The organism is Micromonospora sp. NPDC005806 (assembly GCF_042871425.1).
GTDB lineage: Bacteria > Actinomycetota > Actinomycetes > Mycobacteriales > Micromonosporaceae > Micromonospora.
In genome coordinates, this window is the sequence record NZ_JBIAIL010000002.1 from 334,330 (window position 1) to 360,894 (window position 26,565).

Below are 26,565 nucleotides of genomic sequence, written 5' to 3' on the forward strand. Positions count from 1 at the left end.
GACGACAGCGGCCCCGGGGACGTCCCCGGGGCCGCGTCGTCCGACGGCCAGCTCAGCCGGCCAGCCGGGCCAGCTCCTCGTCGACGATGGACGGGTCGAGCTTGCGGAACACCGGCTTCGGCGCCGCGAGCGGCCGGCCCACCTCCAGCGGTACGGACTCCCAGCGCGCGCCGACCGTGTAGTCACCGGTCAGCACCGGGTACGCCGGCCCGCCGTCGAGGTCCTCGACCTCCTCGATCACCGGCATCGGGGCGTGCACGCCGGTGCCGCCGAGCAGCTCGTGGATCTTCTGCGCGGAGTGCGGCAGGAACGGGGTGAGCAGCGTGTTGGCGTCGCTGACCACCTGCAGGGCGACGTGCAGGATGGTGCCCATCCGGGGCTTGTCGTCCTCGCCCTTGAGCTTCCACGGGGCCTGCTCGGAGAGGTACTTGTTGGCCTCCGCGACGACCCGCATCGCCTCGCTGATGGCCTGCTTCTGCCGGTGCCGGGCGATCAGGTCGCCGACGGTGGCGAACCCGGCCCGGGCGGTGTCGAGCAGCGCCTGGTCGGCCTCGGTGAGCCCGGCCGGGTCGACCGGCGGGATGGCGCCGAAGTTCTTCGCCGCCATCGAGATGGACCGGTTGACCAGGTTGCCCCAGCCGGCGACCAGCTCGTCGTTGTTGCGCCGGAGGAACTCGGCCCAGGTGAAGTCGGTGTCGTTGCTCTCCGGCCCGGCGACCGCGATGAAGTAGCGCAGCGCGTCGGCGTCGTACCGCTCGAGGAAGTCCCGGACGTAGATGACCACCTTGCGGGAGGAGGAGAACTTACGCCCCTCCATGGTCAGGTATTCGCTGGAGACCACCTCGGTGGGCAGGTTGAGCCGGCCCAGCTCGCCCGGCTCGCCGTCGCGGGTGCCCTCCCCGGAGTAGCCGCCGAGCAGCGCCGGCCAGATCACCGAGTGGAAGACGATGTTGTCCTTGCCCATGAAGTAGTAGCTGCGGGCGTCCTTCCCCTCGGCGTCGGTCGACCACCACTTGCGCCAGGCTTCGGGGTCCCCGGTACGGCGGGCCCACTCGATGGAGGCGGACAGGTAGCCGATGACGGCGTCGAACCAGACGTAGATCCGCTTGTCCGGCCGGTCGCGCCAGCCGTCCAGCGGGATCGGCACGCCCCATTCCAGGTCCCGGGTGATGGCCCGGGGCTGGAGGTCGTCAAGCAGGTTCTTCGAGAAGCGCAGCACGTTGGGGCGCCAGCCCTCCCGGCTGTCCAGCCACTGCCGCAGCGCGGCGGCCAGGGCGGGCAGGTCCAGGAAGAAGTGCTCGGTCTCGACGAACTCCGGCGTCTCGCCGTTGATCTTCGACCTGGGGTTGATCAGGTCGATCGGGTCGAGCTGGTTGCCGCAGTTGTCGCACTGGTCACCGCGGGCGCTGTCGTACCCGCAGATCGGGCAGGTGCCCTCGATGTAGCGGTCGGGCAGGGTGCGTCCGGTGGACGGGGAGATCGCCCCCGTGGTGACCTTGGGGACGATGTAGCCGTTGCGATGGAGCCCCTGGAACAGCTCCTGCACCACGGCGTAGTGGTTGCGGGTGGTGGTCCGGGTGAACAGGTCGTACGACAGCCCCAGCGCCCGCAGGTCCTCGGCGATCACCCGGTTGTACCGGTCGGCCAGCTCGCGTGGGGTGACCCCCTCGGCGTCGGCCTGCACCTGGATCGGGGTGCCGTGCTCGTCGGTGCCGGAGACCATGAGCACGTCGTGACCGGCCATCCGCATGTACCGGGAGAAGACGTCGGAGGGAACGCCGAATCCGGATACGTGGCCGATGTGGCGCGGGCCGTTGGCGTAGGGCCAGGCGACCGCGGCGAGAACGTGACTCATGAGCAGCAAGCCTAGTGATTGCCGTGGGCCACCCGCGAACCAATAGGGCGCGTCCCACGACCCGACCCGGACAGGCCGCCCGATTTGTCGCCGACACGCGGCCTGAGCTGCCCGACAGGTTCGGGCTGCCGGTGTGGAATGAACGGCGTGACCAGCAGACGAACGGCACCGGGGCCGGAGGGATCCGCCGCCACCACGGCGACCGGCGAGGGCGAACCGACGCCCCGCACGGGCCCGCCGCGGGGTGGCTCGGTCGCCCCGCACCCCCGGCTGGACCCGACGGACCCGCCGGTCGAGGTGCGCCCGCCCACCGGCGCGCCGGTGGCCGCCGCGCCCCGCCGGGTGCCGGTCCGGCAGGCGCGCCGGCAACGGCTGGCCTCCCCCGGCGGTACGCCGGACGGGGACCGCGGGGCGGGCCGGGCGCCGATCGAGGAGGTGCACCGGCACGGCACGCCGCTGCGCGAGGAACCCCAGACGGCCGGCCGCCCGGCCTCGCGGCGGGCCCGGCCCCGGGCAGGCCGCCCGCCGGACCCGCTGGTCGGGATGGCGGTACTGATCACGGCGAGCCTGCTGGCGGCGTTCTTCGCCTGGGTCAGCGCGGGGCCGCTCTGGCTGGCGCTGGGACACTCGACGAGCGGGACCACGGTGATCACGAACTGCTCCGGAGCCGGCCTGACCCAGCGCTGCCGGGGAGTCTTCCGGGCCGACGCCGACCGCTTCGTCGCGTACGGCGTACGGGTGAGCGGCGTGCCGGCCGAGCGCAGCGCCACCGGCACCGCCCTGCCCGCCCGGATGACCGGGCCGGACGGCGGCACCGCGTACGCGGACTCCGGGATCGGCCGGCACCTGCGCTGGCTGCTCGGGCTGCTGCTGGTGGCGGCCTGCGCCGCCGGGATCGCCCGGTGGACCGGCGCGACCCGGCTGCCGGACCCCCGGCACCGCCACTGGGCGGTGGGCGCCGCGCTGGGCGGCCCGCTACTGATCACCGCCGGCTTCCTCGCCGCCGCCTGGTAGGCCGGGCAGGCGTGAGGCGTCAGAGGTGCACGACCGTGTAGACCTCGCGGCGGCGCAGCCCGTACTCGGTGGCGACCTCGGTGATGGCGTCCCGCCGGGACAGCCCGGCCGACTCCCGCTCGGCCACCGCGGCGCGCAGCGTGTCGTCGTCCGGCCGGGTCGCGGCGGCCGGCGGCGCGCCCGCCACGACCAGGGTGATCTCGCCCCGGGGCTCGCCCTCGGCGGCCCACCCGGCCAGCTCGCCCAGCGGCCGGCGGACCACCTCCTCGTACGTCTTGGTCAGCTCCCGGCAGAGCGCGGCGGGCCGGTCCGGGCCGAACGCGGCGGCCAGGTCGGCCAGCGCGCCGGCGATCCGGTGCGGCGCCTCGAAGAAGACCAGCGTGCGCTCCTCGGCGGCGAGGGTGCGCAGCCGGGACCGGCGGGCCCCGGGCGTGCGGGGCAGGAAGCCCTCGAAGCAGAACCGGTCGCAGGGCAGCCCGGAGAGGGCCAGCGCGGTGGTCACCGCGCTCGGCCCGGGGGCCGCGGTGACCGGGACGCCGGCGTCGATGGCGGCCCGGACCAGCCGGTAGCCGGGGTCGGAGACGCTGGGCATACCGCCGTCGGTGACCACGGCGACGGTGTAGCCGGCGGCCAGCACCTCGACCAGCTCCGGGGTACGCCGTTCCTCGTTCCCCTCGAAGTAGGAGACGATCCGGCCGGGCACGGTGACGTCCAGGTCGCGGGCCAGCCGGGTGAGCCGACGGGTGTCCTCGGCGGCGACCACGTCGGCGGTGGCGAGCACCTCGCGGAACCGGGTCGAGGCGTCGGCCGGGTTGCCCAGCGGCGCGCCGAGCAACACCAGCCGGCCGACCTCGGACATTTCACCCACGGAGTGCGCTCCTTCATCGACGGCCGTACCAATCTCGGTGACGACGGGCGCCACCGGGCACCTTCGCAGCCTACGATCGCCGGGTGACGAGTGCGTCGACTGCACAGAGCGCGAGCGCGGGTCGGGCCGGATCGGACCCGGCGACCGCCGGCGAGCCCACCGACGACCGGGCCACCGGGTCCACGACGACCGGTGCGGGCGGCGTCCCGGCCATCGTCCGCCGACGGCTCGCGACCGTCGACGCCCGGCTCGACGGGCACGCCTGGCTGGCCACCGCGGTCGTCGTGGTGATCGCGGCGATCCTGCGCTTCGTCGGGCTCAGCAGCCCCAAGGGCAAGATCTTCGACGAGACCTACTACGCCAAGGACGCGTACGGGCTCATCGACCGGGGCGTCGAGTGGAACTACAAGGACAACGGCCCGTCGTACGTGGTGCACCCGCCGCTGGGCAAGTGGCTCATCGGGCTCGGCGAGTGGGCCTTCGGCTACCAGGACCCGGAGACCAACATCTCCGTGCCGGGGCATCTGATGACCACCGCCCCGGAGTTCGGCTGGCGGTTCGCGGCGGCCGTCGCCGGCACCCTGTCGGTGCTGATGCTGGTCCGGATCGGCCGGCGGATGTTCCGCTCCACCACGCTGGGCTGCGCGGCCGGGCTGCTGCTCGCCCTGGACGGCTTCCACCTGGTGCTGTCCCGGACCGCCCTGCTCGACATCTTCCTGCTGCTGTTCGTGCTGGCCGCGTTCGGCGCGCTGGTGCTGGACCGGGACGCCCGGCGGCGGCGCTGGGCCCGGGCGCTGGACGCCGGGCTCGACCCGTCGGCGCCGGGCCGGGCCGGCCGGCCGCCGTCGACCTGGCGGGACTGGCCGTGGTGGCGACTGGCCGCCGGGGTGCTGCTCGGCTGCGCCTGCGCGGTGAAGTGGAGCGGTCTCTACTTCGTGCCGGCCTTCGCGCTGCTGGTGATCCTCTGGGAGGTCGGCGTCCGCCGGTCGGCCGGCGTACGCCACCCGTGGCGGGACGCCCTGCTCGACGAGCTGCCCTGGCTGCTGCTGGCCGGGGTGCTGATGGTCGGCACCTACCTGGCCACCTGGTCGGGCTGGCTGTTCACCGACGACGGCTACTACCGCCTGGCCAGCCGCTACCCGAACACCCCGGGACTGAGCGACGCCCCGGTCATCGGGCGGCTGATCAACCTGTGGGAGTACCACAAGGCCGCGTACGGCTTCCACACCCAGCTCGACGATCCGCACAAGTACCAGTCCTGGCCGTGGCAGTGGCTGCTGCTCGGCCGGCCGGTCGCCTTCTACTGGGCCGGTGACGGCAACTGCGGCGCGCCGCAGTGCGCCTCCGAGGTCCTGCTGCTGGGCACCCCGCTGCTCTGGTGGTCGTTCCTGCCCGCGCTGGCGGCGACGGCCTGGCTCGGGTTGGCCCGGCGGGACTGGCGGGCCGGGGCGATCCTGCTCACCGTGGCCGCCGGCATGCTGCCCTGGTTCTGGTTCGCCCTCGACAACCGGACGATGTTCTCGTTCTACCTCGCACCGGCGGTGCCGTTCCTCGTGCTGGCCGTGGTCTACGTGCTCGGCGCGATCATCTCGCCCGCGCCGGCCACCGGCACGGCCCTGGCACCGCCACCGACCGAGCAGGACTTCTCCGACCGCCGCCTGGTGGGCGGGATCATCGCGGGCGCGTACGTGCTGCTGGTGGCCCTCTGCTTCGGCTACTTCTACCCGATCTTCGTGGGCCGGCTGATGACCTACGCGGACTGGTCCGCGCGGATGTGGCTGGACGGTCGCTGGATCTGAGTCCCGGCCGGGGCACAAAAAGCGCGCCCCGATCGCCTGCCACGGGGGAAGCGGGCGATTGGGGCGCGCAAGAAGAGCTTAACCACACTCGTTCACTCGCACAACGGGTCGCCCCTGGTCGGATTTCCAACCACTGCGTGACCAGAGAAATGGTTTACATCGGGCAGTTAACGGTGAGTAACACTGCCGAAACATTATGAATTCATCACCGCCAAGCGGGCCCTGATGTGATCAGGACGACGGTACCCCGATGATCTTCCAAAGTGGATCTCACTACACTTCGCCCGATGATCAACAAGAGACGCTCGACAGCCGTCCTTCTCGGACTGCTGGCGACGACCGCGCTGATCGGTCCGACCCCCGCCAGGGCCGACGACGACACCGCCGAACCCCCCGCCGAGCCGCCCAAGGTCGAACTCGTGCTCGACGTGAGCGGCTCGATGCGGGCCCGCGACATCGACGGGCGCAGCCGGATATCCGTCGCACAGCAGGCGTTCAACGAGGTCGTGGACGCGCTGCCGGACGAGACCCAGCTCGGCATCCGGGTGCTCGGGGCCACCTACCGGGGCAAGGACAAGAAGCAGGGCTGCCTGGACACCCAGCAGATCGTGCCGGTCGGCCAGGTGGACCGCACGCAGGCCAAGGCGGCCGTCGCCACGCTCCGGCCGACCGGCTTCACCCCGGTCGGGCTGGCGCTGCGCTCGGCGGCCCAGGACCTCGGCACCGGCAGCACCGCCCGCCGGATCGTGCTGATCACCGACGGCGAGGACACCTGCGCCCCACCCGACCCCTGCGAGGTGGCCCGGGAACTGGCCGCACAGGGCACCAAGCTGGTCGTCGACACCCTCGGCCTCGCCCCCGACGAGAAGGTCCGCCGGCAGCTGCTCTGCATCGCCGGCGCGACCGGCGGCACGTACACGGCGGCGCAGAGCGCCGACGAACTGACCGGCCGGATCAAGCAGCTGGTCGACCGGGCGCGGGACACCTACACCGCCACCCCGACCGTGGTCGTCGGCGCGGCCGGGTGCGGCAACGGGCCGCTGCTCGGGCCCGGCGTCTACACCGACCGCGAGGCGTTCTCCGAGCACCGCTGGTACCGGGTGCCGGTGCGGCCCGGCCAGGAGCTGCGCGCCTCGATCAGCGTCGCGCTGGACCGGCCGGTCAACCCGGACTACGGCGTGCTGCTGCGGGCCACCGCAGCGGACGGGCGGGAACTGGTCCGCGGCGTCGACGCCGGCAGCGGGCGTACCGACGTGATCTCCGCCGGCCTGCGCTGGTCGGCGGCCGAGGAGGACACCCCCGACCCGGCGCCGAGTGGGACGGCGGCGACGCGGACGGTGTGCCTGGTGGTCAGCAACTCCCTCGCACCCCGGCCCGGCACCGAGGCCACCCTGGGCATGCCGCTGGAGCTGACCGTTGACGTGGTCGCCGCGTCCCCCGCCCCGGGCGGGCCGGACCTCGGCCGTGGCTGGGCCCTGCTGCTCCTGCTCACCCTGGCCGGGCTGGTCACCGGGCTGGTCGCCGGGCTGCTCACCCGCTGGTGGGTGGCCACCTGGAGGGAGAACTGAGGATGCGTACGCTGATCCGCGCCACGGCGGCGCTGGCCGCCGTCGGGCTGACCCTCGCCCCCGGGGCCGCCTCGGCCGCCCCGACCCCCTCCCCGGGCGCGGCCACGGTCACCAAGGCCGGCACCTCGTTTCTGACCGCCACCGCCATCACCGCCGGCCAGCCGGTCCGGGTGGGCGCCTCGACCGGCGACCACCTCTACTGGTCGTTCCCGGCCGAGGCCGGACAGACCCACGAGATCACCGCCACGGTCACCTTCCCGAAGGGCCGCACCGGCGCGTCCACCTGGACCGTCGACGTCTTCGACGGGCTGCGCCGCCGGCAGGCGTGCACCGCCGGGGCGCAGACCCCCACCGCCGACGCGTCGGCGACCAGCGTCACCCTCGGCTGCACCCTGCGCCGGGTCCGGCCATGGGCCGAGCCGTGGTCGGGTGACCCGCTGCCGGGCACCTACTACGTCCGGCTGTCGGTGGTCGACCTGCCCGAGCCCGACCTGGGCCTGCCGATCGACGTGGACCTGCTGGTCGGTGCGGACGGCGAAGGCGGCGCGTCGGGCGACGACGGGAAGCTGGCGGCACCCCTGGCGCCGAACACCCGGGCCGGGACGGTGCTCACCGCCGAGCCGACCCCGGAGGCGATCGAGGAGAAGAGCGGCAGCCTCACCGCCTGGCTGCCCGAGCCCGGCTCGCGGTGGATCTGGACCACGGTCGGCGGCGTGCTCGCCGCCGTGGCGGGCGTGGTCGGCTTCGCGCTCACCCGGCGGCCCCGCCGCCCCTGAGCCTCCGGTGGCCGCCGCGAACCCGAGCGCGGCGGCCACCGGCGGCGACGGTCAGGAGGTACGCGGGCTGCGCGGCACCCAGCCGATGAACCGGTCCTGGAGGGACGCCGTCGGAGCGGTGCGCAGGTCGTGCGCGGCGGCGGCGAGGCAGGAGCCGAGGTAGACGCTCAACGCGGCTCGATCGGCCCGGTACTCGCTCAACAGCCGGCTGCGCTTCGTCGCGCAGGGCCACTCGTCGCCGCACGAGCCGCAGGTCCAGTCGGGCGGCACCGGCGCGTGCTCCTCCGGTCCGGATCCCGATGCCGTCGCACCAGGCGTCATCGGCCGTTCCTCTCGTCAGTGGGCTTCTCGCGTGTGGACGGTCTGCTCCCCGCAATGCCCAACAGCGTCCCGACACGCTCCGCCGTTACATCGTTCCGGTACGTTCACCGTCCATAGCCGCCAGCAACCCCACCGAGCTACGGCGACGCGCGGACCGCCGTTCTGGGACGCGGGTGAGGTCCGCGCCGTGGCGTTGCCGGAGGTTTGTACCGTCGATCCGACCGAAAATCTCCGATGGTGCCAAGGAGCACGGTGAGCCACCCTCAGCCTCCGTTCGGACCGCAGGATCCGAACCAGCAGCCCCCGGAAGCGCCCACCCAGGCGTTCCCCACCGCGCCGATGCCGCCAGTGCCGGCCAACCCGTACGCGCCGCAGCCGCCCACCTCGGGGGCCCCGTACCCGCCGCAGCCGCCCACTTCGGGGGCGCCGTACCCGCCGCAGCCGCCCACCTCCGGAGCGCAGTACCCACCGCCGGCCGCGCCGGGCGGGGCGTACCCGCCGCCGCCGGCCCCCGGGATGCCGTACCCGCCGGCCACCGGCCCGTACCCGCCCGCGCCGGGCCAGCCGTTCGGCGTGCCGTCGGCGAAGAAGTCCAACAAGGGCCTCTGGATCGGCCTCGGCATCGGGGCGGTGGTCCTGCTGCTGCTCTGCTGCGGTGGCGGCATCTTCGCCATCTACAGCGGAGCGAAGAAGACGCAGGACGCGATCGAGAGCCTGCCCACCCCGGCGATCACCAGCGGCCCGTTCGACGACACCCCGGCTCCCGTCGAATCCCAGTCGACGCCGGACGCCGGCGAGACCGACGGCGAGACCTTCAACATGAAGCCGGGCGACACGTTGATCATCAACGACGACGGCACCACCGAGATCACGCTCAGCAACTTCCGCAGCAGGAAAGACTCCTGCGACCAGTTCATGCCCGGGCCGAAGAAGGGCATGTTCCTGATCGCCGACGTGACCGCCGAGGTCACCAAGGGCACCGGCACGGTCAACCCGTTCTACTTCCGCTGGAAGGGCGCGGACGGCAGCGAGGAGAGCGGCATCTCCGGCGCCTTCTCCGGCTGCGGCAAGCTGCTCAACGCGGGCAACGACCTGCCGGCCGGCACCAAGCGCACCGGGCAACTCGTCCTCGACGTGAAGGACAAGAACGGCGTGGTGGAGTACCAGCACAACTTCCGGCCCGCCGGTTCCTGGAAGCCCTGACCCGCGACGCCTGCGACGGGGGTCGGTCCGACCCGGGACCGGCCCCCGTTGGCGTTCGTCGATCGTCACGACCGCTGCGCGGTGGTGGCCGGCGAGGACATCCGAACCCGTGCTGCCGACAGCGGCAAGCCAGCGCGATGTCGGTGCTCACGCCGGCACCAACTGGTCCACGTACCGGAGGGCGTGCGCGGTGGCCGCCGGCGTGGCGGGCAGCAGCGGCGGGCGGACCGCCGGCGTCGGGATACGGCCCCGGGCGTGCAGGACCGCCTTGATCACCGCCGGGTTGGGCTCGGCGAAGAGGGCGCGGCAGAGGGTGGCGAGCCGGTGGCCGAGCGGCCGGGCCCGCGCGACGTCCCCGGCCCGCCAGGCCGCGACCAGCGCGGCGTAGTCGGCCGCGGCGACGTGCGCCGAGGCCAGGATGCCGCCGTGTCCACCGAGGGCGAGCAGGGGCGAGACGTACGCGTCGTCGCCGCAGAGCACGGCGAACCCCTCGGGTACGTCGGCCAGGAAGGCGACGGTGTCCGCGTCGATCCCGCCGACCGCGTGCTTGATCCCGACCAGCCCGGGCAGCCCGGCCAGCCGGCGCAACGCCCCGGCGGAAAGCTCCTGCCCGGTCCGGTACGGCACGTGGTAGGCGACCAGCGGCACCGGGGACGCCTCGGCCAGCCGGGCGAAGTGCGCCAGCACTGCCTCCTCGCCGGGCCGCAAGAACGGCGGCACCAGGCAGAGCGCCGCGGTGACGTCGCTTCCCAGCGCCCGCAGCGCGTCGTCGGTGTGCGCGCCGACCAGGAGTCCGGCGCGGCGGTCCCGGCACGCCTCGGCGATCAGCTCGACCACTGTGCGGCGTTCGGCGTCGGCGAGCGCGTGCGGCTCGGCGGTGGTGCCGAGGGCGACCAGGCCGGCGGCCCCGGCGTCGAGCACCTCGTGGGCGAGGGCCGCGAGGGCGTCGCGGGCGACGGCGCCCCGCTCGTCGAAGGGCGTGATCAGCGGTACGTACAACCCGGTCAGCGTCATGCCTCCAGGCTGGCCCCGCAGACCGTGAAGAACCAGTTCCGATTGCTGACGGAAAACGTAAGCTCTGCTTCATGCTCGACGTTCGCCGCCTGCGCCTGCTGCGGGACCTGGCCCGGCTCGGCACCATCGCCGCCGTCGCCGAGGCGCACACCTACACGGCGTCTGCCGTCTCCCAGCAGCTCGCCGCCCTGCAACGGGAGGCCGGCGTCGCGCTCCTCGAACGGGCCGGCCGCCGGGTCACCCTCACCCCCACCGGTGAGGCGCTGGTCCGGCACACCGAGGTCGTGCTCGCCGCGCTGGAGGCGGCCGACGCCACGCTGGCCGCCGCCCGGGGCGGGCTCTCCGGCACGGTACGCATCGGCGCGTATCCGAGTGCCGTCCGCACCCTGCTGCCGCCGGCCCTGGTGGCGCTGGCCCGCGACCATCCCGCCCTCGACCTGATGGTCACCGAACTGGATCCGGTCGGGGTGCCCGACGCGCTGCGCGACCGCCGCCTGGACGTGGCCCTCGCGCACGACTACGACATCGTGCCGACCGCCCCCGATCCCGCGCTCGACTCGACCCCACTGCTGGAGGAGATGGTCTTCCTCGCCGTGCCGTCCACAGCGGCGGCGGAGAACCTGGCGGGCGTGCGGGACGCCGATTGGATCCTCGGCAGCCCCGGCACCCTCTGCCACACGGTGGCGCTGCACGCCTGCCAGCTCGCCGGCTTCCCGCCAGCCGTCCGGCACCACGCCGACGACTTCACCGCCATGCTCGCCCTGGTCGCCGCCGGTCAGGGGGTCGCCCTGGTCCCGGAACTCGCGGTCGGCCAACTACCGGAAGGGGTCCGTCTCGTCCCGCTCGACCTGCGGCGGCGTACCCGGATCGCCTACCGGAAGGGGGCGGGTGACCACCCGGCGGTGGCGGCCTGCGTCGCGGCGCTGCGAGCCGCGACGCAGGCCGGCTGACCGCGGGGTGCGTCAGGGTCGGCGGCGGGCGCGGAGAACGGCGTCCTGGAGGGTGATTTCGTGGCCGTCGTGGCCGACCACCGGTCGGGACCTGACCTCGGCGACGAGCACGTCCCACCGGTCGGGGTCGAGGCTGGCCGCGACCTCCTCGGGAGTGACGTGCGACCCCGGGGCGTGCGGCGACGATTCGGTCGGGGCGTGGCCGACGACGAGCAGCGTGCCGCCCGGGGCGACCGCCGCCGCCAGCCGGCGGAACAGCACGTCGCGCGGGCCCGCCGGATGCACGTAGTTCGCACAGACCAGGTCGAAGTGCTGCTCGGCGGGGGTCCAGGTGGTCAGGTCGGCCTGCACCCAATCGATCCGGCCGGTGCGGTCCTGCTCCCGTGCGCGCTGGAGCGCGGTGGCCGCGATGTCCACCGCCGTGACCCGCCAGCCGCGCGACGCGAGCCAGCGGGCCGCGGCACCCTCGCCGCAGCCCGCGTCCAGCGCCGTGCCGGGCGGCAGATCCCCGACCTCCGCCGTCAACTGCGGGTTGGGCCCGTGGCCGTGCCCAGCTGAGTGCCGGTACCGCTCTTCCCAGTACGCCTCGTCGAACACCATGCCCTCCTTGCGACTCACAGCCCGTGGCGACGGTCGCCCGCCACCAGTTCACCCACCCGCGCCTCCGACCCGGCCGAGAACGGTGCCCGGTGGGCGGCCACCGCCAGTCGGGTCTCCTCGGCCACCAGGTCACCGTTGATCTGTGCCCCAGCCATGGCACCCGCCGCCGCGGCGGCACCGACCTGGGCGGCCGGGTCGGTGACGTTGCCCGCCACCCACACTCCGGGCACCTCGGTACGACCGACCGCGTCGGCCGGGACGTGCTCACCCATCCCCGACGGGTGTTCCGCGGTACGCAGTCCGAGCGCGGCCAGGAAGCCGGCGCGCGCCACCATCCGCGATGCGACCGCCAGTGCCTCGCGGCGGACCAGCGTGCCGTCGGCCAGGCGTACCCCGGCGAGGCGGTCCGCGACGACCTCCAGCGAGGCGACCTCGCCGCGCACCACGCGGATGCCGCGCGCGGCGAGCTGCTCCGCCTGCTCCTCGCTCGGCGGCATGGTGTGGGCGAAGTAGGTGACGTCGTCGCTCAGCTGGCGGAACAGCAGCGCCTGGTGCACCGACATCGGACCGCTGGCCAGCACCCCGATGGCCTGGTCGCGGATCTCCCATCCGTGGCAGTACGGGCAGTGCACCACGTCCCGCCCCCACCGGTCGCGCAGGCCCGGCACGTCCGGCAGCTCGTCGACCAGCCCGCTGGTCACCAGCACCCGGCGGGCCCGCGCCGCCCGGCCGTCGGCCAGCGTCACCACGAACCCTTCGCCGTCCCGGGTCACCGCGTCGACCTCGCCGGACACCGCCTGGCCGCCGTAGCCGCGGACCTCCGCCCGACCGCGCTCCAGCAGCTCGGCCGGCGGCATCCCCTCCCGGGCCAGCAGCCCGTGGACCCCGTCGGCCGGCGCGTTGCGCGGGGCGCCCGAGTCGATCACCACCACCGACCGGCGGGCCCGGGCCAGCATCAGCGCCCCGTTCAGGCCGGCGGCGCCGCCGCCGACCACCACCACGTCGTACCCGTCTCTGAGCTGCTCGGTCACCATGACCACCTCCCGCGGCAACGATGCGACCGGTAGGCCGAAACTGGCAAACCTTGTTGCCGAAGTGGCAAACTGGCGGCATGGACGACGACCTGGACCAGGCCCTCGACGCGGTCGGCCCCCGGCTGCGCGCGCTGCGCCAACAGCGCGAGACCACCCTGGCCGAACTGTCGGCGGCGACCGGCATCTCGGTGAGCACCCTGTCCCGGCTGGAGTCCGGCGCCCGCCGGCCCACCCTCGAACTGCTGCTCCCCCTGGCCAAGGCCCACGGCGTCACCCTGGATGAACTCGTCGACGCCCCGCCCACCGGCGACCCGCGGATCCACCTGCGGCCGATCACCCGGCACGGGATGACCCTGCTGCCGCTGACCCGCCGCGCCGGGGGCATCCAGGCGTACAAGTTCGTCATCCAGGCCAGCGACCGGCCCGCCGAGCCCGACCCGCAGACCCACGAGGGGTACGAGTGGGTCTACGTGCTCAACGGTCGGCTGCGGCTCGTCCTCGGCGACCACGATCTGGTGCTCTCCCCCGGCGAGGCCGCCGAGTTCGACACCCGGGTGCCGCACTGGTTCGGCTCGGCCGACACCGAACCGGTCGAGTTCCTCAGCCTGTTCGGCCGGCAGGGCGAACGCGCCCACCTCCGCGCCCGCCCCAAGCGCCAGTGAGTGGCTCAGATCTCCGCCCGCAGTATGGGGGTCGCCGCGGGTGGGAGGAAGAGCTGTCCGTACCAGGCGCCGCGGACCGTGCGCGAGGCGACCGTCGCCCAGGCGACGACCAGCAGCCCGTACAGCAGCACGGCGAGGGTGGTCAGCATGGCCGAGCCGGTCCGGGCGGCCAGGCCGGTGACGCCGGTGACCAGGGTGCCGACCGGGAAGGTGAAACTCCACCAGGTGAGCGAGAACGGCAGCCCGGCGCGCGCGGTGCGGACGGTGATCGCGGCCGCCAGGGCCAGCCAGAGCAGCGCGAAACCCATCGCCGGTACGCCGTAGAGCACGGCGAGCATCTGCGCGCCGGCCGCGTACGGGTCGGGCAGCACCCCGTCGGCGGCCCGGCCGAGCAGGTGCGCGGCGGTGATCGACTGGCCGAGCGGCCCCAGCACGATCCACAGCGTGGGCACCATCCGCGCGGCGCCGACCCGGTGGTGGACGAGCCGGGACCAGAGCTGCGGAAGGATGACGACGGTGGCGACCAGGCTGATGCCGAACATCGCGTAGCAGGCGATGACCATGTCGAGCCGGGCCTGGCCGGCCGGCAGGTGCGGCACGAGCAGCGCCCCGTTGGCGGCCGAGACCATCGGCGGCACCACCGGCATCAGCCAGCCGCCGAACGCGGCGTCCGGCCCGACCCGGTGCCGGGTGATCATCACGTACGGGATCGCCACCGCGGTCAGCAGGCCCAGCCCGGTCCCGGCGCTCCACAGGACGAGGTCGACCGTGACGGCAGCGGGTTCGCCGATCAACGCACCGCCCAGCAGCAGCGCACCGCCGCCGACGGTCATCAGCGCCATCGGCGGCGCGCCCCAGAACTGCGCCATGACCGGGTCGGCGGCGTGCCCGAACGCGGCGTCCCGATGCCGGCGCAGATGCAGCGCCCACCCGGCGACGAGCGCCAGCAACAGCAGCGCCGCCGTGATCCAGACGACCGTCGCGGCGAACCGTAGGCCCGGCAGGTGCACCGGCAGACCGGCGGCGGCGGTGGCCACGATGCCGGTGCCCATCACCGAGGCGAACCAGTTCGGCCCGAGGTACGCGAACACGTCGCGCGGATGCGCCAGCGCGGACAGCGGCGCAGGCCGTACGTCGGTCTCCGAGCGGCGAAGAAGGGTGTTCATGGGGTCAACTGTCGAGCCGCCCGGACCGGCCCGGTAGACGCCGATTCCCTACCCAGCCATAACCTTCCCTTATGCCTCTGCCGCCGCAGGTGACCGACCTGACCAGCTTCGACCTGCTGCTGTCCGTCGCCCGGCTCGGCAGTATCGGACAGGCCGCGGCGGAACACCGCATCTCCCAACCGGCGGCCAGCGCCCGGCTCCGTCAGCTGGAACGCCGGCTCGGCCTCACCCTGCTGCAGCGCACCCCCCGCGGCTCCGTCCTCACCCCGACCGGAGCGCTGATCGCCGACTGGGCCCGTGCCGTGGTCGATGCCGCCGATTCCCTCGCCGCCGCCGTCCAAGCCCTGCGCATCTCGCACGAGAGCCGGCTGACGATCGTCGCCAGCCAGACCCTCGCCGAGTACCTGCTGCCGGCCTGGCTGGTGGCGCTGCGCGCCCGGCACCCGGACCTCACCGTCACCCTTCAGGCCGCCAACTCCGCGGACGTGGCCGCCCGGCTCCTCGCCGACCGGGCCGACCTGGGCTTCGTGGAAGGCCCCGACCTGCCGCCCGGCCTGGACGCGGACACCGTCGCCGCGGACCGGCTCACCGTCGTCGTCACCCCCACCCACCCGTGGGCCCGCCGCCGACGCGGCATCACTCCGGCCGAGCTCGCCGCCACGCCGCTGGTGTCCCGGGAGGCCGGCTCCGGCACCCGCCGCGCACTGGAGAGCGCCCTGCGTCAGCAGGACATCGCGGCGCTCGCCGCCCCGCTGCTCGAACTCTCCTCGACCACGGCCATCAAGCACGCCGTCGCGGCGGGTAGTGGCCCCGCCGTGCTGAGTTCGCTGGCGGTCAGCACCGAACTCGCGGCCGGCACGCTGACCGCCGTACCCGTCAGCGGTCTCCCCCTGCACCGGCAGCTCCGCGCGGTGTGGCTGGCCGGCCGGCGGCTCACCGGCCCCGCCCGCGACCTGCACGCGATCGCCCGGCGACCTCGATAGTCGGCCCGAGACGCGGACGGGGTTTTCACCCATGCGTGGCGGGGACCCGGGAGAGGAGAGGCGGACAGCGCGTCGGTCCGCCGCACCGACAGGGAGGCGACATGAGCTTCACCGAACGGGCGAAGGACAAGGTCGAGGAGCTGGCGGGGCCGGCCCGGGCGCGGGTGGGCGATATGCCCCAGGACGACCGGTCCGAGGCGGAGCAGGTGATGCGGCGGGACGAGTCGCGAGGCCAGCACCCGGGCGACCACGTCCAGGAGGACGCGCGGGACGCGAGCGACACCTTCACGAACTGACGGGTCCCGCGCGGGCTGGAGGATCCGATGACCGTAGAGCACGATCGCTGCGGTCCAGCGGTGGCCGACAGGTGCCATGAGGGCTCCTGGTGTCACCGTCAATCCGGGCGAGCGGCGGTCGGCTGCGTCGGCCAGAAGGGCCACTCCTCGAACGACCGGCAACGGCCGTCCTCGGCGAATCGCATGATCCACAGGTCGCGGTACTCCTGGTCGACGGGGTCGCCGTACCGAACCTCCAGGCGCGCCACCGCGGTGTCGCCCTCGATCGCGACGATCTCCCTGGTCATCTGGAACACCTCGTCGGGGCCTTCGCGCTCGGTTTCCCACATCGCGGCGATGGCCGGCAGGCCGATGAGCGGTGTCCGGTAGGGCCCCTGCCGATAGCTCGCGTCCGGGGTGAAGATCGTGGCTAGCCCCTCCGTCTTCGGCGTCCGCCACGCCTTCTCGTACGCCGCGAGCCAGGCGTCCACCTGCTTCCTGTTCACAGGTATCCAGCCTGCCATCTGACCGGGTGCCAAACACGGCAGTCGGTGAGCGCCGGTTGCGGCAGGTCACGGGTGGGTCGACGCCGGGCGTGGGCCGCGATAGGACAGGGTGGCGCTGTAGACCACGTTGGTGGTGGTGCTGCCGAACGCGGCGAGTTCGTTGACGACCTGTTCGAGGTGCGCCATCGACGTCGCGGCAACCTTCAGCACGTAACAGTCGTCGCCGGTGGTACGCAGGCACTCCAGGATCTCCGACCGTTGCTCCAGCAACCGGCGCAGGGGTTCGTGCTGGCTGCCGGGATACTTCAGCCGGACCACCGCGAGTACGGCGAAGCCCGCCTTGGGCAGGTCGACCTCGGCGCGATAGCCGGTGATCACTCCGGTCGCCTCCAGCCGTCTCACCCGTTCGCTGGTGGCCGATGCGCTCAGCTTGACCCGGCGGCTGAGTTCGGTGATCGGCAGGCGGCCGTCGCCCTGCAACTCGATCAGGATGGACCAATCGACAGCGTCAAGATTCTCGGCCATCGGGCCAATTTACCGACGGATCCACGGCAAACGCCAGCAAAGGCCGGGAACACGTTGTTCACAAGCCAGATCCGGGCTGGCTAGCCTCGGAACCGTGCAGATTGGCGTGAACGTACCGAACTTCGCCCCGGGCACCGACCCCGACCTGCTGCGGCGGTGGGCACAGACGGTCGAGGGCCTCGGCTTCGACCTGCTGATGGTCTCCGATCACATCGCGGTGACCCCGGACGTGGCCGAGCAGTATCCGGCGCCGTTCTACGAGCCGTTCACCACGCTGTCCTGGCTGGCCGGGACGACCCGCCGGGTCCAGTTGGGCACCACGGTGCTCGTCGTCCCGTACCGGCATCCGCTGCTCACCGCCCGGATGGCGGCGAACCTCAACCGGCTCAGCGGCGGCCGGCTCGTCCTCGGTGTCGGCGTCGGCTGGGCCCGCCAGGAGTTCGAGGCGCTCGGCGTGCCGTTCGGGCAGCGCGGCGCGCTGACCGACGAGTACCTGCGCGTCATGTGCGACGCCTGGCGGAACACCGACGACTACGAAACGGGTGCGATCCCGATCTGGGTGGGCGGCAACAGCGACGCCGGCATGCGGCGCGCCGTACGGCTCGGTCACGCCTGGCACCCGCTGCGATTCACGCCCGGATGGCTGGCCGAGGCGGCCGGGCGGCTGAAGGCCACCGCCGACGAACTGGGCCGCCCGGTGCCCGCGTTGACGCCGCGCATCGCACTCCGAGAGACCCGTGAACCGGTCACCGACCCGGACCGGCTCGCCGGTGTCGGCACCATCGACCAGATCATCAGCGACATCGACCAGATCCGTCTGCTCGGTGCGGAGACGGTGCTGCTCGACCCGTTCAACGGCGACCTGACCGAGATCCGCCAGCCCGAACGCGCCTGGCGGACACTGGCGGCCGTGGCCGCGTACCACAACTCCCAGGAGGATCGATGACCCCCGACGACGAGAAGTTTCTCCGCCGTGCCGTAGAAATCGCCGGCCAGGCCGGGGCGTCCGGCGAACGGCCGTTCGGCTCGTTGCTGGTCGGCGCGGACGGCACCGTCCTGATCGAGGACCACAACACGGTGGTCTCCGACTCGGACATCACCGCCCACCCGGAACTGAAGTTGGCCCGTTGGGCCGCCCGGGAGCTCGCCCCCGACGTGGCGGCCGGCACCACCATGTTCACCAGTTGCCAGCCCTGCCCGATGTGTGCGACCGCGATCGACCGGTCTGGCCTCGGCCGGGTGGTGTACGCCCTGTCGGCCGAACAGTTCGAGGAGGTCAAGCCGGCCACCCCGCCGCTGCCGACGGTGCGGTACGAAGGTCCGGCGCTGTTCGACGAGGCGCGTCGGCCGATCGACAACTACTACTAGTCAACGGAGCGTCGAGCAGGTTGCCGCTGACCAGGCCGGCGGCATCGGAGGCCAGACAGGCGATTGCCCGGTCACCTCGGTCGGGTGGGCCGGTCATGACGTCGTCGACGGCTCGGTGCGGATGACGGCCTGGTCGCCGTGTGGTCCGAACAGGTGGAGGATCTCGACGGCGTTCGTGTCGGCAGGGCCGAACCAGTGCCGTTCGCTGGTGTCGAACTCGGCCACCTCTCCGGGGCGGAGTGTGAAGTCGCGTTCGCCGATGATGAGGCGGAGTGTGCCGGCGATGACGTAGAGCCATTCGTAGCCGGTGTGGGTGACGAGCTTCGGCTGTCGGGGCGCGAGGACCTGCTTGAAGACCTGGACCCGGCCCGGGTACTGGGTCAGGGGCACCACGACGCTGCCGCGGTGTCGCCGGTGGGGCTTCAGGTGGACCCGCGGGTCGCCGGTGGCCGGCGCGGCCACCAGTTGGTCCAGCGCGACACGGTGGGCGCGGGCGAGCGGGATCAGCAGCTCGAGGGTGGGGCGCCGTTTTCCTGACTCGAGGCGGGACAGCGTGCTCAGCGAGATCCGGGTGTCCGCCGCGAGCATCTCAAGCGTGAGCCCGCGGTCGCGGCGCAAGGCACGCAACCGGGGCCCGATGCCGTCGAGGATCTCCGCGAGCTCAGCTTCCATGCTCGCCATTTTTGCAGTTTCCGCAAACTTGCTGGGCCAGGCGGCGACAAGATCCGAGCATGGCTCGGCAGAAACGTTCGGAGGACCTGGAGATAAGCCCGTGGCCACGACATCCCTGGCTGTTCAACCCACGTTGAGTGCGCGCCGACGGTGGGCAGTGCTGGCGATCTGCGCGCTGAGCATGTTCCTGGTCGGGCTGGACACCACGATCGTCAACGTGGGCCTGCCCGCCATCGGGCGCGGGCTGGGCGTGGGCACCCGCAGCCTGGAATGGGTCGTGGACGCCTATACCGTGGTCCTGGCCAGTCTGCTCATCTCCTCGGGTGCGCTGGCGGATCGCTTCGGACGGCGTCGTGTGTTCCGGTGCGGGCTGGTCGTGTTCGGTGCCGCGTCCCTGGCGTGTGCGCTGGCCCCGTCGCTCGGCGTGCTCGTCGCGGCCCGGGCCGTTCAAGGAATTGGGGCCTCGATGCTCAGCCCCGTCGCTCTGGCGATCGTGGTGAACGCGATGCCCGATCCGCGGGAGCGGGCGCAGGCGATCGGGATCTGGGGTTCGGTCTTCGGGCTCAGCATGGCTGCCGGACCAGTCACCGGCGGCGCACTCATCGCGGCGCTCGGCTGGAGGTCGGTGTTCTGGATCAACGCCCCGGTCATCGTCGCCGCGCTGATCATGAGCGCGGTGTTCGTGCCGGAGTCCCGCGCGCCACGGGCTCGACGGCTCGACCCGCCCGGCCAGATTCTCCTCACCATCGTCGTGTGCGTCTCGGTCGGTGTCCTCATCGAAGGCCCGCACATCGGCTGGGCATCGCCCCTCGCCTGGGCCGGATACCTGATCGCTGCCGCAGCCGCCGTGGGTTTCACCGCGATCGAACGGCGCAGCCACGAACCCTTGATGGACCTCGCGCTGTTCCGGCGGCCGGCCTTCACCACCGCGGTCCTCGCCGCAGTGGCCCTGTTCGCCGCGTTGAGCCTCGGCCTGCTGCTCAACACCCTGTATCTGCAGCGCACTCACGGATGGGCCCCGCTCACGGCGGGGATCGCGACCCTGCCGATGGCGCTCGGGGCGACGGTATGCGCACCGCTGTCGGGCAACCTGGTAGGTCGCTTCGGGGCTCGACGACCGCTCCTGCTTGCGGGCGCGTTCATCACGGCCGGTGGTCTCAGCCTGGTTGGCCTGCGTCCCGACACGAGCACACGGCATCTCCTGCTGGCCTACCTGCTCATCGGTATCGGATTCGGCTTCGCCAATGCCCCGATCACCAACACCGCGGTGAGCGGCCTGCCGCAGGCCCGTGCCGGTGTCGCCGGAGCGATCACCTCCACCGCACGCCAGGTCGGATCTGCCATTGGCATCGCCCTCGCCGGTGGCCTCGTCGCCGGCGTCGGCCCAGCGGGCCTGGCCCACGCATCCCGTCCCGGGTGGCTCCTGGTCGCGGCGTGCGGCCTGTTCCTCTTGGTCGTCGCGCGAGCCGCCCGTCCGTCAGCTCCCACCGGTAAGCCGGCATGACCCACCCCCAACCGCCGGCGAACTGGCGCTGCGTGGCGTCACCGAGCACGCCGCGGCGGTGCGGCCTGGTCGGGCCGCACCGCCTGGTGTGTGCCGGGGCGGCCTTTGAGCTGGGGTGGAGCTGAGGGGATTTGAACCCCTGACCCCTCGATGCGAACTGGCTGCATCGCGGTCTGGTCGGGCCGCTAGGCAGCGCCGAAGGCGGCCGCTAACTCACTCGGCAGCTACTTCTCCGGGGTGCCCGGACCAACCTCGCCACGCTTCAGGTGCTCGGCGTTGCGGTCGGCTTCGCTGTGTGCGTGCGTAGCCCCGGTGCCCGGGTCGGGGGTTCGGCGTCCCTCGGCGTCCTGATACACCTGGCCGCTCTCGAGCGCCTGCTCCTCCTGCCGCCGGCTCTCGGGTGTCGTCACGACCACCCATTTACCCTGCAAGTGCACCAGCAAACGCCCGCAAGCGGGCGGTGTGGCTACCAGCAAGGCCGCGAGTAACCGCGCAACGCTATCCGCAGACCAGCCCGACCACCTCGACAGTTAGCACCGCGAAGCCCGAAAGCACCCGCCTCAGGTGACGGGGGCCGGGGGTTCCGGAGGGCGACCCGCCGCCCGCCGCGCGTCGGCCAGTGCGATGAACAGCAGAACGAGTGTCGCCGCGCCCGCCGCCGCCAGGGGCGGCACGAACAACAGGGGCACGGCGAGCAGTGCCAGCACCGTGACGCCGATGATGCGAGGCGCCGAGACGCGGCCGAAGACGGCCCACTCCAGCCGGGCCCGGCCCACGACGTAGAGCGCGGGGCCCCCGAGGATCACGGCGAGCCAGGCCGGGTGGGCGTCGCGGTTCGGATGCCTCTGGACGAGTTCGTACCCGATCGCGGTGGCGACGATGCCGAAGATCATGGTCAGGTGAGCGAAGGCGACGTGCCGGCCGAAGCTCGCCCGGTCCTTCGACGCCGTCACCGCGTCGGGGAGGATCTGGCCGGCCCGGAAGAAGTAGATCCGCCACAGCAGCACGGTGGTGAGGAACGCCAGGACCAGGCCGACAGTCCGGTACGGGCTGGGGCTCGACGACCCCCTGGTGTAGGAGACGCCGATGGTCAGGACGCCCTCGCCGAGGGCGATGATCAGAAACTGCTTGTAACGGTCGGCGAGGTGGTGACCGCCCACCGACCAAGCGGCGGCGCGTCCGCGGCCCAGGCCCGGCACCGGCCAACCCAGGCGCGCGGACCCGAGGTCGATCGCAATCGCCAGCGACCACAGCAGGACTCGCCCTCCGGGTTGGGCCAAGGCTCCGACCAGCCACGGTACGGCGCCCACGCAGAACCAGATGCACGCGCGCGCGTAGAGGCGCTGGAGCGCGTGGCCCCGCAACAGCAGGCCGAACAGAAGGGTCCGGCCGACCTGCAGGGCCACGTACGCGAGGGCGAAGGTCAGGCCGCGCCCGCTGAACGCGTACGGCACCGCGGTGCCCATCATGAGCAGCCCGAAGGCACTGGCGAGCACTGCGAGCTGAACGCCGAGTCGCATCGGCTCGAAACGGGCTGTGACGTACGAGGTGATCGTCCAGACCCACGTCAAGGGGAGGAACAACAGCAGCGTCTCACCCATCGTCAACCAGCGCCCCGGGAGGCTCATGCTCGACAGTCCCGGTACCGCCTCCGCCGCCAAGCGGGTCAGGGCGAACACCATGACCAGATCGAAGAACAGCTCGACGAAGGTCGCCGGCGGCCCGCTCTCCCGACCGGGCCGCAGGCCGACGGCCGAGCCGACGCCTCGCCCGGCACGTCCCATACTGCTTGATCCAACGCCGATCCCGCCCGCCGCGACGTGAGATGCGCCAAAGCGGTCACTGGCCTGATCTGCGGCGAGCTGCTCGGCAGGCTGGATCCTGCGGCTGCTACTTCCCAGCGCGGCGGGCGAACGAGAAGATGCAACGTGCGGAAAAACTGGCAGACCATCGTGGGTGCGCTGTCGGGTGTTACTGGAGTGGCGATCTGGGCGCTGGCCACGGCGATCTATCAGCCACTCATGCAGCCCGATGGCTTCTGGACCGACAGCAGCACCGGGCAGGCGTTTCCGGAGGTAGGCAGTAACAACACCTACTGGCCTCGTGACATCCGCCAGTTGGCGATCTTGCTGGCTTTCGGCGGAGTGATCCTGATCTGCCGCGCGAACGTTCGCGGCATCGTCGCCGGCGCGATCGCGATGATCGGCTGGCTCGGCGTGGACATATGGCTGGACCGGATAGACGTGGCCGGCGGCTCCACCGCAACCTGGCTCGCAGTCGCCGGTATCGCCGTGTTCTCGACAACCGCTGTCGTCGCTGCCCGGGTTTCGGCGGGTCAAGGCGGACCTCCTCTCGCCCGGCATCTGTCCGCTGCCGTCACCGCGGTACTCGCGACTGCCACGATGGTGGTCACGACCCCCTGGGACGAGCCGGTCACGAACCCGGACCAGATCCAGGTCGAAAACGGCCTCTCGATGCTCAAAGCAGGATTGGTAGCGATGTTCATCGCTACCGCGATCGGGCTCGTCGCGGTTCAGCTCACCGCTGTCCGCACCCGGCGGGTGGCCACCTTCGTTGTGGTGGCCGCGCTGGCCGCCTGGCTCGCCACCGCCAGCCACGGACCGCTTCTGCCGGTCGGCCTGATCGGCATGCCTGTCGCCGTAACCATCGCCGTGGCCGCAGCCCGGGAGGTTCCCCTGATCCGGCTGCTCCCCATCGCGATCGCCTGCTGTGTGGCTCTACTTCCGGCAATGATCATTCTCTACATCGCAGGATCGGCGCTCGGCAGCGCGATGACCTCCCTGGCCGACAATCCACCGATCAACGCCGCCGACACCGATCTCTCGATAGCCTTCACCGGCCTGGTCCTCGGGCTGCTACTGGCATCGATCAGCTACGTGATGACCCTGCCCGCACCCAAGCCCGACAGCCCGAGCCGCGATTCCGGCCCGGTGGTGAACCAGGCTTGAAATGGCACTGGCTGCAGCCACCCGCCTCACCGCTCGCGGACCTGATCGGGACCATGAGGGCCAGGAATTCACTGCTCGCCGCGATCTGCGGCGGCCCGGCACTGCTCGGCGCCGCAGGCGTACTCGACGACGTCCGGTGCACCGCTTCGCTGACCCCCGAAGACGACGCCTATGCCGGGATCGCCGGGCGCGGTACGCACCTCGCCCAACCGCTGGTGGTCGACCGCGACATCATCACCGCCACCGGCTCCAACTACTTGGGGTTCGCCGAAGAGGTCCTACGACACCTGACGGCGCGCCGACAATCACGCCGCTGACGTACTTCCGCGACGTCTCCTTGGCATGACAGCTGCACCACGACGCGGGTAGTGGTCTCCCGTCGTCACTGCCTCGACGTTTCACATCCGCTTCGCCGTCGGCTGCGCCGGATCTGTGCCCGATGATCTTGTGGGGCCTAGCTGAACAAGAACACCAGCGAGCACGTTGCGGTCAGGCCGAACACCAGGCCGGTTAACGCGGCCACCGTACCGGCCGCGAACGCGGTCCCTAGCCGCTGTAGTCGATAGCGCAACAGGACTGTTCCGACGATGAGGCCGATGAGCATCGTCGGCACACCTACGGCACCGATCACGAACAGGGCCATAGCCCGATTGGAAGGACAGAAGGCGACGCAGCCTGTCGGGTGGTCGGTAGAACTTAACAGCAAAGCCACCCCGGCGATCGCGGCCAGTGCCGCCCACCAGGCAAACATGATGCGGAGGGCGGCACCGAGCCGGGCGGCGGGTCGAGGCTGCATGCAGTTAGCGTGCACTGTCGTCGGGTGGCATGTCACGTGCCGGCTACTCAACCCACCTGGGGCAACCACGAACCCGCGTTTGTAAGTTCTGGGCGCTTCGTCCAGCGGCGTCCGTCCGGGTCTGTGACCTCGGGCTACGATCCGTGCCCGGTCACGTCCGGCCGTCCTCATCTCGGGCGGTTGCTGTCGCCGTTGCTGTCGACAGCGGTTATGGGAAGGCGCGGCTCGCCCTTCGGATTTTAGAGTGGCGTCCATGGCGGGCCGGCGGGAACGCATACGCCGAGAGCTGGGTGGTTTCCTCAAGGAGTACGGCCGCAGCTCTCGATCTCGCAACGGGATGGATTCAGCGATGGGTTTCGATAATGCCAAGCGTGGCGGGGTCAGCTGGCGTTGCCGCCAACCGACCCCGCAGCTCAGTTGTCCGCACTTCCGAGCGGGGCGACCACGAGGGAGTTCTGCTCCGGCTTCTGCGGCTCCGCGCCGAGCTTCGACCAGGCGACGTAGTCACCCGCGGCGAGCGCCAGGCTGAGCCCGGGTGCCTCGCCGAGTCGCCATAGCCGATCGGTCTGTAGGTCTAGGGCGTACTGGCCGGCGTCGCCGCCGCCGTTGCCGTTACTCCAGCAGACGTACCGCGGTGACGAGTTCAGCATCATGGAACTGCCGTCGTCGCCGAGCGCGACCTGGATGGCCTGGCCCGCCGCCGGGTCCAGCACGTACAACGAGGCAGCCGGCTCCGGTGCCGGCGCCGGCGCCGACACGATCCACGAAACCCGACCGGGCTCTGCCGTCAGGGCGGTGACCTGCTGCTCCGGTACCAGCGGCCCGGAGGCAACCACGTCGTCCCGCCCGCCGCCCACCTTCCGGATCTCGTAGCGGTCGGCCGTGAAGCCGGGCGACACGTCCTCTGACCGCACGTAGTGAAGATCGGTGCCGGCCGCGGCGGGCAGCTTCGCCCGCTCGGCCACGACCTCGGGAGCCCGGCCCCCGGTCAGGGATCTGCCCATGATCTGCGCGCCGAACTCGCGCTGGCCGGTGGTGGGCACGGCGGTGGTCCAATAGACCCGGTCCGCGCCGACGGAGAGCATCGACATCCCGGGCGGGATCGGCATTCTCTTGCCCTTGGACACGGCGGCGGAGTCGCCGAGCAGCACCGTGCGGGCGGAGCGCCGGTCGAAGCCGTACACCCGCCAGTCCATCTGGTACATGTCGGTGCTGGTCGTCTCCATCCAGGCCACGGTCCGCTCGTCGGTGTCCGCGTAGCTGGCCTGGCGCGCTGCGCCGCGCGACGGCGCCGACAACTCCCGCACCCCGTCGCCGGTGTAGCGCCCCACTGGCCGCAGCGAGGCCGCACCTCGTCCGCGCCGAGGTCTCGGCCGGGTTCGATTGGCACCCGCCGCGGGCCCGCCAGTTGAGTCTACCGCCGCTGTGGTGGAGCCCGGGTCACGACATCCCGGCCGATCGGAGCGCGCGCCAGCGGCTGGTGGACACGCTGCGACGCTGCGCCGAGGCGACGGTGGGCCCGCATTGGGACAGGATCCGCGATCACCTGGCCCAGGAGGTCGCCCGTCGCAGCACGCAGCTGGCGACCAAGGGACTCGGCCCGGTCCTGGCCACGCTGCATCCAGGCCTTCGCTGGAACAGCCCGGCTTTGGAGGTGGACTGCGGTCACCCGGAGAAGGTCACCGACCTTCACCTGGCCGGTAGAGGGCTGGAGCTCGTACCGTCCGTGTTCTACCGCGAGACCACGCCGCCATACGTGAGCTCGGCCGACCCGGCGGCGGCGTTGGTGCTGTTCTACCCGGTGTCGATCGAGGCGCACCAGGCGATCCAGATCTTCCGATCGACGGACCCGGACGACCACGACTGGGCCCTGGCCGATCTCCTCGGTCGCAGCCGGTCCCTGGTGCTGCGCTGTCTGGCCGAGGGATGCAGCACCACCGAGCTCGCGAAGCGGACCGGACTCTCGCTGGCTGGCGCGAGTCAGCACGCGGCCGTGCTGCGTAACGCCAGGTTGGCGGTCACCAACCGAGAAGGCGGCGCTGTGCGGCACAGCCTGACCCCGTTGGGACACCGGCTCCTCGAACAGGCGTGACTCCCTTTCAGCCACCACTGAAAAGGGTTGTCGGCTCCGCCGCCG

General features: G+C 72.1%; 29 protein-coding genes. 15 read left to right on the forward strand and 14 right to left on the reverse strand.

From position 1 onward, the window contains the following. Positions 1 to 52: 52 nt before the first annotated feature. Positions 53 to 1,855, reverse strand: a complete 1,803-nt coding sequence (metG, locus tag ACFYOS_RS04100) for a methionine--tRNA ligase (RefSeq protein ID WP_387135898.1) — start codon at positions 1,853 to 1,855, stop codon at positions 53 to 55. A gap of 138 nt (positions 1,856 to 1,993) precedes the next feature. Here metG and ACFYOS_RS04105 point away from each other — a divergent pair, with 138 nt between their 5' ends. Then, positions 1,994 to 2,869 carry a hypothetical protein gene (locus ACFYOS_RS04105; RefSeq protein WP_387135900.1) on the forward strand — a complete coding sequence of 292 codons (876 nt, stop codon included), beginning with the start codon at positions 1,994 to 1,996 and terminating at the stop codon, positions 2,867 to 2,869. Positions 2,870 to 2,888: 19 nt separating this feature from the next. Here the strand turns inward: ACFYOS_RS04105 and rsmI are convergent, their stop codons facing one another. Beyond that, entirely contained in the window at positions 2,889 to 3,728 is an 840-nt protein-coding gene (rsmI, locus tag ACFYOS_RS04110) for a 16S rRNA (cytidine(1402)-2'-O)-methyltransferase (RefSeq protein ID WP_387136052.1), read from the reverse strand. Positions 3,729 to 3,820: 92 nt separating this feature from the next. Between rsmI and ACFYOS_RS04115 the strand changes: the two genes are divergently transcribed. The 3 genes from ACFYOS_RS04115 (at position 3,821) to ACFYOS_RS04125 (ending at position 7,880) form a co-directional block, all read left to right on the forward strand. Then, positions 3,821 to 5,536 (forward strand): dolichyl-phosphate-mannose--protein mannosyltransferase, encoded by a 1,716-nt coding sequence (locus ACFYOS_RS04115; protein ID WP_387135902.1) that lies wholly within the window; start codon positions 3,821 to 3,823, stop codon positions 5,534 to 5,536. Between the two features lie 287 nt (positions 5,537 to 5,823). Further along, the gene (locus ACFYOS_RS04120) at positions 5,824 to 7,104 is read left to right on the forward strand and encodes a VWA domain-containing protein (protein WP_387135904.1); all 1,281 of its coding nucleotides are present in this window, start codon (positions 5,824 to 5,826) and stop codon (positions 7,102 to 7,104) included. 2 nt (positions 7,105 to 7,106) lie between these two features. Next, positions 7,107 to 7,880: a peptidase gene (locus tag ACFYOS_RS04125; RefSeq protein WP_387135906.1), complete on the forward strand. Its 774-nt coding sequence runs from the start codon at positions 7,107 to 7,109 to the stop codon at positions 7,878 to 7,880. Between the two features lie 51 nt (positions 7,881 to 7,931). Here ACFYOS_RS04125 and ACFYOS_RS04130 read toward each other — a convergent pair whose 3' ends face one another. Beyond that, positions 7,932 to 8,201, reverse strand: a complete 270-nt coding sequence (locus ACFYOS_RS04130) for a hypothetical protein (protein WP_387135908.1) — start codon at positions 8,199 to 8,201, stop codon at positions 7,932 to 7,934. A gap of 252 nt (positions 8,202 to 8,453) precedes the next feature. On the opposite strand from ACFYOS_RS04130, the gene ACFYOS_RS04135 reads away from it, so the two are divergent. After that, on the forward strand, positions 8,454 to 9,404 hold the full coding sequence (locus tag ACFYOS_RS04135) for a hypothetical protein (RefSeq protein WP_387135910.1): 951 nt from the start codon (positions 8,454 to 8,456) through the stop codon (positions 9,402 to 9,404). A gap of 147 nt (positions 9,405 to 9,551) precedes the next feature. Here the strand turns inward: ACFYOS_RS04135 and ACFYOS_RS04140 are convergent, their stop codons facing one another. Then, a complete protein-coding gene (locus ACFYOS_RS04140; RefSeq protein ID WP_387135912.1) occupies positions 9,552 to 10,418 on the reverse strand; it encodes a dihydrodipicolinate synthase family protein in 867 nt (288 codons plus the stop codon). Between the two features lie 71 nt (positions 10,419 to 10,489). Here ACFYOS_RS04140 and ACFYOS_RS04145 point away from each other — a divergent pair, with 71 nt between their 5' ends. Continuing rightward, positions 10,490 to 11,368, forward strand: coding sequence for a LysR family transcriptional regulator (locus ACFYOS_RS04145; RefSeq protein ID WP_387135914.1), 879 nt, complete (start codon positions 10,490 to 10,492; stop codon positions 11,366 to 11,368). A gap of 12 nt (positions 11,369 to 11,380) precedes the next feature. Here ACFYOS_RS04145 and ACFYOS_RS04150 read toward each other — a convergent pair whose 3' ends face one another. Both ACFYOS_RS04150 and ACFYOS_RS04155 read right to left on the reverse strand, forming a co-directional pair. After that, the gene (locus ACFYOS_RS04150) at positions 11,381 to 11,986 is read right to left on the reverse strand and encodes a class I SAM-dependent methyltransferase (RefSeq protein WP_387135916.1); all 606 of its coding nucleotides are present in this window, start codon (positions 11,984 to 11,986) and stop codon (positions 11,381 to 11,383) included. After that, positions 11,983 to 12,999, reverse strand: a complete 1,017-nt coding sequence (locus tag ACFYOS_RS04155; RefSeq protein WP_387135918.1) for an NAD(P)/FAD-dependent oxidoreductase — start codon at positions 12,997 to 12,999, stop codon at positions 11,983 to 11,985. The genes ACFYOS_RS04150 and ACFYOS_RS04155 overlap by 4 nt, the downstream gene beginning before the upstream one ends. 80 nt (positions 13,000 to 13,079) lie before the next feature. On the opposite strand from ACFYOS_RS04155, the gene ACFYOS_RS04160 reads away from it, so the two are divergent. Next, positions 13,080 to 13,664, forward strand: a complete 585-nt coding sequence (locus tag ACFYOS_RS04160) for a helix-turn-helix domain-containing protein (protein WP_387135920.1) — start codon at positions 13,080 to 13,082, stop codon at positions 13,662 to 13,664. A gap of 5 nt (positions 13,665 to 13,669) precedes the next feature. Here ACFYOS_RS04160 and ACFYOS_RS04165 read toward each other — a convergent pair whose 3' ends face one another. Further along, a complete protein-coding gene (locus ACFYOS_RS04165; RefSeq protein ID WP_387135922.1) occupies positions 13,670 to 14,830 on the reverse strand; it encodes a TDT family transporter in 1,161 nt (386 codons plus the stop codon). 71 nt (positions 14,831 to 14,901) lie between these two features. Between ACFYOS_RS04165 and ACFYOS_RS04170 the strand changes: the two genes are divergently transcribed. Both ACFYOS_RS04170 and ACFYOS_RS04175 read left to right on the forward strand, forming a co-directional pair. Then, positions 14,902 to 15,813, forward strand: coding sequence for a LysR family transcriptional regulator (locus ACFYOS_RS04170; protein WP_387135924.1), 912 nt, complete (start codon positions 14,902 to 14,904; stop codon positions 15,811 to 15,813). 101 nt (positions 15,814 to 15,914) lie between these two features. Continuing rightward, positions 15,915 to 16,109, forward strand: coding sequence for a general stress protein CsbD (locus ACFYOS_RS04175; RefSeq protein ID WP_387135926.1), 195 nt, complete (start codon positions 15,915 to 15,917; stop codon positions 16,107 to 16,109). 98 nt (positions 16,110 to 16,207) lie between these two features. Here ACFYOS_RS04175 and ACFYOS_RS04180 read toward each other — a convergent pair whose 3' ends face one another. Together ACFYOS_RS04180 and ACFYOS_RS04185 are read right to left on the reverse strand one after the other, a co-directional pair. Next, positions 16,208 to 16,594: a YybH family protein gene (locus ACFYOS_RS04180; protein ID WP_387135928.1), complete on the reverse strand. Its 387-nt coding sequence runs from the start codon at positions 16,592 to 16,594 to the stop codon at positions 16,208 to 16,210. A 66-nt stretch (positions 16,595 to 16,660) separates the two neighbouring features. Beyond that, positions 16,661 to 17,119 carry an Lrp/AsnC family transcriptional regulator gene (locus ACFYOS_RS04185; RefSeq protein ID WP_387135930.1) on the reverse strand — a complete coding sequence of 153 codons (459 nt, stop codon included), beginning with the start codon at positions 17,117 to 17,119 and terminating at the stop codon, positions 16,661 to 16,663. 94 nt (positions 17,120 to 17,213) lie between these two features. On the opposite strand from ACFYOS_RS04185, the gene ACFYOS_RS04190 reads away from it, so the two are divergent. Then, entirely contained in the window at positions 17,214 to 18,065 is an 852-nt protein-coding gene (locus tag ACFYOS_RS04190; RefSeq protein WP_387135932.1) for a TIGR03619 family F420-dependent LLM class oxidoreductase, read from the forward strand. Continuing rightward, positions 18,062 to 18,487: a nucleoside deaminase gene (locus tag ACFYOS_RS04195; RefSeq protein ID WP_387135934.1), complete on the forward strand. Its 426-nt coding sequence runs from the start codon at positions 18,062 to 18,064 to the stop codon at positions 18,485 to 18,487. The genes ACFYOS_RS04190 and ACFYOS_RS04195 overlap by 4 nt, the downstream gene beginning before the upstream one ends. Before the next feature lie 93 nt (positions 18,488 to 18,580). Here ACFYOS_RS04195 and ACFYOS_RS04200 read toward each other — a convergent pair whose 3' ends face one another. After that, complete coding sequence (locus ACFYOS_RS04200) at positions 18,581 to 19,159, reverse strand: helix-turn-helix domain-containing protein (RefSeq protein ID WP_387135936.1); 579 nt, start codon at positions 19,157 to 19,159, stop codon at positions 18,581 to 18,583. A gap of 157 nt (positions 19,160 to 19,316) precedes the next feature. Here ACFYOS_RS04200 and ACFYOS_RS04205 point away from each other — a divergent pair, with 157 nt between their 5' ends. Next, entirely contained in the window at positions 19,317 to 20,663 is a 1,347-nt protein-coding gene (locus ACFYOS_RS04205) for an MFS transporter (RefSeq protein WP_387135938.1), read from the forward strand. A gap of 224 nt (positions 20,664 to 20,887) precedes the next feature. Here ACFYOS_RS04205 and ACFYOS_RS04210 read toward each other — a convergent pair whose 3' ends face one another. Both ACFYOS_RS04210 and ACFYOS_RS04215 read right to left on the reverse strand, forming a co-directional pair. Next, positions 20,888 to 21,073 (reverse strand): ribonuclease, encoded by a 186-nt coding sequence (locus tag ACFYOS_RS04210; protein WP_387135940.1) that lies wholly within the window; start codon positions 21,071 to 21,073, stop codon positions 20,888 to 20,890. A 150-nt stretch (positions 21,074 to 21,223) separates the two neighbouring features. Continuing rightward, entirely contained in the window at positions 21,224 to 22,447 is a 1,224-nt protein-coding gene (locus tag ACFYOS_RS04215) for a low temperature requirement protein A (RefSeq protein ID WP_387135941.1), read from the reverse strand. A 144-nt stretch (positions 22,448 to 22,591) separates the two neighbouring features. On the opposite strand from ACFYOS_RS04215, the gene ACFYOS_RS04220 reads away from it, so the two are divergent. Both ACFYOS_RS04220 and ACFYOS_RS04225 read left to right on the forward strand, forming a co-directional pair. Next, entirely contained in the window at positions 22,592 to 23,632 is a 1,041-nt protein-coding gene (locus ACFYOS_RS04220) for a hypothetical protein (RefSeq protein WP_387135942.1), read from the forward strand. Beyond that, the gene (locus tag ACFYOS_RS04225; protein WP_387135943.1) at positions 23,629 to 23,949 is read left to right on the forward strand and encodes a DJ-1/PfpI family protein; all 321 of its coding nucleotides are present in this window, start codon (positions 23,629 to 23,631) and stop codon (positions 23,947 to 23,949) included. Before ACFYOS_RS04220 ends, ACFYOS_RS04225 begins: the two co-directional genes overlap by 4 nt. A gap of 137 nt (positions 23,950 to 24,086) precedes the next feature. On the opposite strand, the gene ACFYOS_RS04230 is transcribed toward ACFYOS_RS04225, so the two are convergent. Next, entirely contained in the window at positions 24,087 to 24,428 is a 342-nt protein-coding gene (locus ACFYOS_RS04230; protein WP_387135944.1) for a hypothetical protein, read from the reverse strand. A gap of 413 nt (positions 24,429 to 24,841) precedes the next feature. Continuing rightward, positions 24,842 to 25,759, reverse strand: a complete 918-nt coding sequence (locus ACFYOS_RS04235) for a hypothetical protein (RefSeq protein ID WP_387135945.1) — start codon at positions 25,757 to 25,759, stop codon at positions 24,842 to 24,844. Positions 25,760 to 25,836: 77 nt separating this feature from the next. On the opposite strand from ACFYOS_RS04235, the gene ACFYOS_RS04240 reads away from it, so the two are divergent. Next, the gene (locus ACFYOS_RS04240) at positions 25,837 to 26,520 is read left to right on the forward strand and encodes a DUF5937 family protein (RefSeq protein ID WP_387135946.1); all 684 of its coding nucleotides are present in this window, start codon (positions 25,837 to 25,839) and stop codon (positions 26,518 to 26,520) included. Positions 26,521 to 26,565 lie beyond the last annotated feature (45 nt).

Bases quoted from the DNA above. Each gene is read 5' to 3' on its own strand.
- ACFYOS_RS04130 (WP_387135908.1), bottom strand. From the start codon at position 8,201: ATGACGCCTGGTGCGACGGCATCGGGATCCGGACCGGAGGAGCACGCG.
- ACFYOS_RS04200 (WP_387135936.1), bottom strand. From the start codon at position 19,159: ATGGAAGCTGAGCTCGCGGAGATCCTCGACGGCATCGGGCCCCGGTTG.
- ACFYOS_RS04195 (WP_387135934.1), top strand. From the start codon at position 18,062: ATGACCCCCGACGACGAGAAGTTTCTCCGCCGTGCCGTAGAAATCGCC.
- ACFYOS_RS04145 (WP_387135914.1), top strand. From the start codon at position 10,490: ATGCTCGACGTTCGCCGCCTGCGCCTGCTGCGGGACCTGGCCCGGCTC.
- metG (WP_387135898.1), bottom strand. From the start codon at position 1,855: ATGAGTCACGTTCTCGCCGCGGTCGCCTGGCCCTACGCCAACGGCCCG.
- ACFYOS_RS04125 (WP_387135906.1), top strand. From the start codon at position 7,107: ATGCGTACGCTGATCCGCGCCACGGCGGCGCTGGCCGCCGTCGGGCTG.
- ACFYOS_RS04215 (WP_387135941.1), bottom strand. From the start codon at position 22,447: ATGGGACGTGCCGGGCGAGGCGTCGGCTCGGCCGTCGGCCTGCGGCCC.
- ACFYOS_RS04185 (WP_387135930.1), bottom strand. From the start codon at position 17,119: ATGGCCGAGAATCTTGACGCTGTCGATTGGTCCATCCTGATCGAGTTG.
- ACFYOS_RS04170 (WP_387135924.1), top strand. From the start codon at position 14,902: ATGCCTCTGCCGCCGCAGGTGACCGACCTGACCAGCTTCGACCTGCTG.
- ACFYOS_RS04160 (WP_387135920.1), top strand. From the start codon at position 13,080: ATGGACGACGACCTGGACCAGGCCCTCGACGCGGTCGGCCCCCGGCTG.
- rsmI (WP_387136052.1), bottom strand. From the start codon at position 3,728: ATGTCCGAGGTCGGCCGGCTGGTGTTGCTCGGCGCGCCGCTGGGCAAC.
- ACFYOS_RS04120 (WP_387135904.1), top strand. From the start codon at position 5,824: ATGATCAACAAGAGACGCTCGACAGCCGTCCTTCTCGGACTGCTGGCG.
- ACFYOS_RS04165 (WP_387135922.1), bottom strand. From the start codon at position 14,830: ATGAACACCCTTCTTCGCCGCTCGGAGACCGACGTACGGCCTGCGCCG.
- ACFYOS_RS04140 (WP_387135912.1), bottom strand. From the start codon at position 10,418: ATGACGCTGACCGGGTTGTACGTACCGCTGATCACGCCCTTCGACGAG.
- ACFYOS_RS04230 (WP_387135944.1), bottom strand. From the start codon at position 24,428: ATGCAGCCTCGACCCGCCGCCCGGCTCGGTGCCGCCCTCCGCATCATG.
- ACFYOS_RS04175 (WP_387135926.1), top strand. From the start codon at position 15,915: ATGAGCTTCACCGAACGGGCGAAGGACAAGGTCGAGGAGCTGGCGGGG.
- ACFYOS_RS04105 (WP_387135900.1), top strand. From the start codon at position 1,994: ATGAACGGCGTGACCAGCAGACGAACGGCACCGGGGCCGGAGGGATCC.